5 protein-coding genes are annotated in these 3,617 nt (G+C 69.1%); 3 read left to right on the top strand and 2 right to left on the bottom strand.

Annotated elements, in window-relative coordinates; genetic code table 11:
- Together groEL and groES are read right to left on the bottom strand one after the other, a co-directional pair.
- The coding region (gene groEL, locus VFH59_RS02300) for a chaperonin GroEL (RefSeq protein WP_325163271.1) at nucleotides 1–771 on the bottom strand (771 nt) is incomplete at its 3' end.
- Nucleotides 772–829: 58 nt separating this feature from the next.
- Entirely contained in the window at nucleotides 830–1,123 is a 294-nt protein-coding gene (gene groES, locus VFH59_RS02295) for a co-chaperone GroES (protein ID WP_049623107.1), read from the bottom strand.
- Nucleotides 1,124–1,346: 223 nt separating this feature from the next.
- Here groES and cutA point away from each other — a divergent pair, with 223 nt between their 5' ends.
- From cutA to VFH59_RS02280, 3 genes are all read left to right on the top strand, one after another.
- Nucleotides 1,347–1,685: a divalent-cation tolerance protein CutA gene (cutA, locus tag VFH59_RS02290; protein WP_325163270.1), complete on the top strand. Its 339-nt coding sequence runs from the start codon at nucleotides 1,347–1,349 to the stop codon at nucleotides 1,683–1,685.
- 59 nt (nucleotides 1,686–1,744) lie between these two features.
- On the top strand, nucleotides 1,745–2,641 hold the full coding sequence (locus tag VFH59_RS02285; RefSeq protein ID WP_325163269.1) for a DMT family transporter: 897 nt from the start codon (nucleotides 1,745–1,747) through the stop codon (nucleotides 2,639–2,641).
- Between the two features lie 72 nt (nucleotides 2,642–2,713).
- A partial coding sequence (locus VFH59_RS02280) for a protein-disulfide reductase DsbD domain-containing protein (RefSeq protein WP_325163268.1) occupies nucleotides 2,714–3,617 on the top strand: 904 nt, incomplete at its 3' end.

Here is a 3,617-nt window from a genome sequence, read left to right as displayed (position 1 = left end):
CTCGCCCTCGACTTCCTCGGCGACGATCAGCAGCGGCTTGCCGGCCTTGGCGACGCCTTCGAGGATCGGCAGCAGCTCGCGGACGTTGGAGATCTTCTTGTCGTGGATCAGGATGAACGGGTCGTCCAGCTCGACCTGCTGGCTCTGCTGGTTGTTGATGAAGTACGGGGAGAGGTAGCCGCGGTCGAACTGCATGCCCTCGACGACGTCGAGCTCGTTCTCCAGGCCCGAGCCTTCCTCGACGGTGATCACGCCTTCCTTGCCGACCTTCTTCATCGCGGTGGCGATGATGTCGCCGATGTTGGCGTCGGAGTTGGCCGAGATGGTGCCGACCTGGGCGATCGCCTTGTCGTCGGCGGTCGGGTTGGAGAGCTTCTTGAGCTCGCCCACGGCCGCGGTCACGGCCTTGTCGATGCCGCGCTTCAGGTCCATCGGGTTCATGCCGGCGGCGACCGCCTTCAGGCCTTCCTGGATGAACGCCTGCGCCAGCACCGTGGCGGTGGTGGTGCCGTCACCGGCGACGTCGGAGGTCTTGGAAGCGGCTTCCTTGACGATCTGCGCGCCGAGGTTCTCGTACTTGTCCGAGAGCTCGATCTCCTTGGCGACGGACACGCCGTCCTTGGTGATCGTCGGAGCGCCGAAGCTCTTCTCGAGCACGACGTTGCGGCCCTTCGGGCCCAGGGTGACCTTGACCGCGTTGGCCAGGGTGTTCACGCCCTTGAGGATGCGCGAGCGGGCGTCTTCGCCGAAGCGGACTTCTTTGGCTGCCATATGTCTATGTCCTTCGAATTCGGTAGGTGGATTGCGAGAGTTGGGCGGGAGAGGCCGATCAGCCTTCGATCACCGCGACGATGTCGTCTTCCTTCAGGAAGACCAGCTCTTCGCCGTCGATCTTGATTTCCTGGCCGGCGTACTTGCCGAACAGCACCACGTCGCCTTCCTTCAGGCTCATCGGACGGACGTTGCCGTCTTCCAGGATGCGGCCGGTGCCGGCGGCGATGACCTTGCCGCGGGTCGGCTTCTCGGTGGCGCTGTCGGGGATGACGATGCCGCCGGCGGAGACGCGCTCCTCTTCCAGGCGCTTGACGATGACGCGATCGTGCAGCGGACGCAGTTTGCTCATGGATGGAACTCCACAGGTTCAGGTTGAAAGACGGTGAAGGATCACCGGAATGCTGTTAGCACTCGGTGACGGTGAGTGCCAATTCTACGGACGCAACCGGCCCCTGCAAGAGGCTGGAACGCGAATGGCACAGCAGGTGGGGGGTGCGCCGGCGGTTTCAAGGGGCGTGGGCGGACGCGGCGGCGGGTCCGGCGCCCGGCGGAGAGGGGCTACCATCCGCGCCATGCCCGACACCGTCCTGCTCTGCTATTGCACTTGCCCTGACGCCGACAGCGCCCGGCGCATCGCCGAGGTGCTGGTCGCCGAACGTCTGGCCGCCTGCGTCAATCGCCTGTCCGGCATCGCCTCGACCTTCCGCTGGCAGGGCGAGGTGACCACCGAGGCCGAGCACCTGCTCCTGATCAAGACCACTGCCGCCCGCTTCGAGGCGCTGCGCAGCCGGCTGCTGGCGCTGCACCCCTACGACCTGCCCGAACTCATCGCCGTGCCGGTCGGACACGCGCATGAGCCCTATCTGGCCTGGGTCCGCGAGGCGACGGCCGGGGCGCCTCAAGACTGCTGACAGCCCTTGTCAGGGGGGCCGCCGCAAACTTGTCTCTCCCCCTATCCGCCCGCCTCGCCATGAAGAAGATCGACTACGCCGTCCTGCTCTCGCTGGGCGCCCTGTGGGGCGGCTCGTTCCTGTTCATGCGCATGGGCGCGGGCGCCTTTGGCGCCCTGCCCCTGGCCGGCCTGCGCGCCATCGGCGCGGCGTTGTGCTTCCTGCCGCTGCTGGCCTCGCGCCGGCGGCTGGCCGAATGGCGCCAGCACTGGTGGCCGATCGCCGTGGTCGGGCTGACCAACTCGGCGCTGCCGTTCCTGCTGTTCACCTTCGCCACGCGCAGCCTGCCGGCCGGGCTGGCCTCGATCATCGACGGCATGACGCCGATGTTCGCCGCGCTGGTCGGCTGGCTGTGGCTCGGCCAGCGACTGGATGCCTGGCGCGGCGCCGGACTGGTCGCGGGCTTCGCCGGCATCCTCTGGCTGGCCGAAGGCAGCCTCACCCTCGGCCCGGGTGCCGGCACGGCGCTGCTCGCCTGCGTGGCCGCTACCGTGCTGTACGGCTACGCGGTGCATTACACGCACCTGCGCCTGGCGGGCGTCACGCCGCTGGTGGTGACGGTCGGCAGCCACATGGTCGCCGCGCTGGTGCTGCTGCCGACGACGGTGCTCGCCTGGCCGACCCAGGCGCCACCGATGCAGGCCTGGCTGGCCGCCGCGGGACTGGCCGTGCTGTGCACCGCACTGGCCTACGTGCTGTTCTTCTGGGTGCTGGCGCGCGTGGGCGCGCAGCGGATCATGGTGATCCCCTACCTGATCCCGGCCTTCGGCGTACTGTGGGGCGCCCTGCTGCTGGGCGAACCGGTGACGATGCGCATGCTCGGCGGCTGCGCGGTCATCTTGTTGGGCACGGCGCTCACCACCGGACTGGTGCGACCGCGGCGCGCGGCGCCCCCGCTGGCGGTCGAGGAGACATAAGGCCGCAACCGCCCGAGGCCCGGGCCGCGATGGGTCCATAATGGTTCTCCCGCCCATGCCGCTGGAGACGCGATGCGCCCGATGATCGGCCGCCTGGCCGCCCGCTTGCCGTTGTTGATGCTTCTCCTGTGCCTGGCCGCGCTGGCGCGCCCGTCGTTCGCGCAGGAAGACGACGGCCTGCTGCCGGTCACCGAGGCCTACAAGCTCTCGGCCGACGCCGCCACTCCGGGCGTGCTCAAGCTGCATTGGGAGATCGCGCCGGACTACTACCTCTACCGCGGCCGCATGAAGTTCAGACCGGCGGATGGTGTGTCGCTGGGCGAACCGACGTTCCCCGAGGGCGAGAAGCACCACGACGAATACCTGGGCGACGTGGAGACCTACCATCACGCGATCGATGCCAGCGTGCCCTACACGGTGGCGCCGGGCACCAAGCGGCTTCGCCTGGAGGTGCAGTTCCAGGGCTGCCACGAGGTCGACCCGAAGATCTGCTATCCGCCGCACACCCAGCCATTGGACCTGCCGCTGCCGGCCGCCGTCGCCACGTCCGGCGGCCGTTCGCTCGGCGCCGCGCTGCGGAGCCTCGGGGCTACCCGCGGCTCCGCGGGCGGGGACACGCCGCTCCCGGCCGGACAGGCCTTCAAGCTCGAAGCACTGGCGCAGGACCCGCACCACCTGCTGCTGCGCTGGACGATGCCGCCCGGCGCGACGCGGCTGCGCCTGGGGGTGCAGTTCCAGGGTTGCCACGAGACCGATCCGAAGATCTGCTATCCGCCGAGCCCGACCACGGTCACGGTGAACCTGGCGGACTCCGCCCCCGGCGCCGCACAACCAGCCAGCCCGCTCGCGACAGCGGAGGGCTTGAAGGGCACGCCACCGACCGCCTTGAATCTCGGCGGCAACAGCGGTGCGACGGACGCGACGCCGCTGCCGCCTGAACAGGCGTTCGTGTTCGAGGCGATCGCGCAAAGCCCGA

Source organism: Frateuria sp. (assembly GCF_035695185.1).
Lineage (GTDB): Bacteria > Pseudomonadota > Gammaproteobacteria > Xanthomonadales > Rhodanobacteraceae > Frateuria_A.
This window is presented reverse-complemented; position numbering and strand designations above follow the sequence as displayed.

Bases quoted from the DNA above. Each gene is read 5' to 3' on its own strand.
- groES (WP_049623107.1), bottom strand. From the start codon at position 1,123: ATGAGCAAACTGCGTCCGCTGCACGATCGCGTCATCGTCAAGCGCCTG.
- cutA (WP_325163270.1), top strand. From the start codon at position 1,347: ATGCCCGACACCGTCCTGCTCTGCTATTGCACTTGCCCTGACGCCGAC.
- VFH59_RS02285 (WP_325163269.1), top strand. From the start codon at position 1,745: ATGAAGAAGATCGACTACGCCGTCCTGCTCTCGCTGGGCGCCCTGTGG.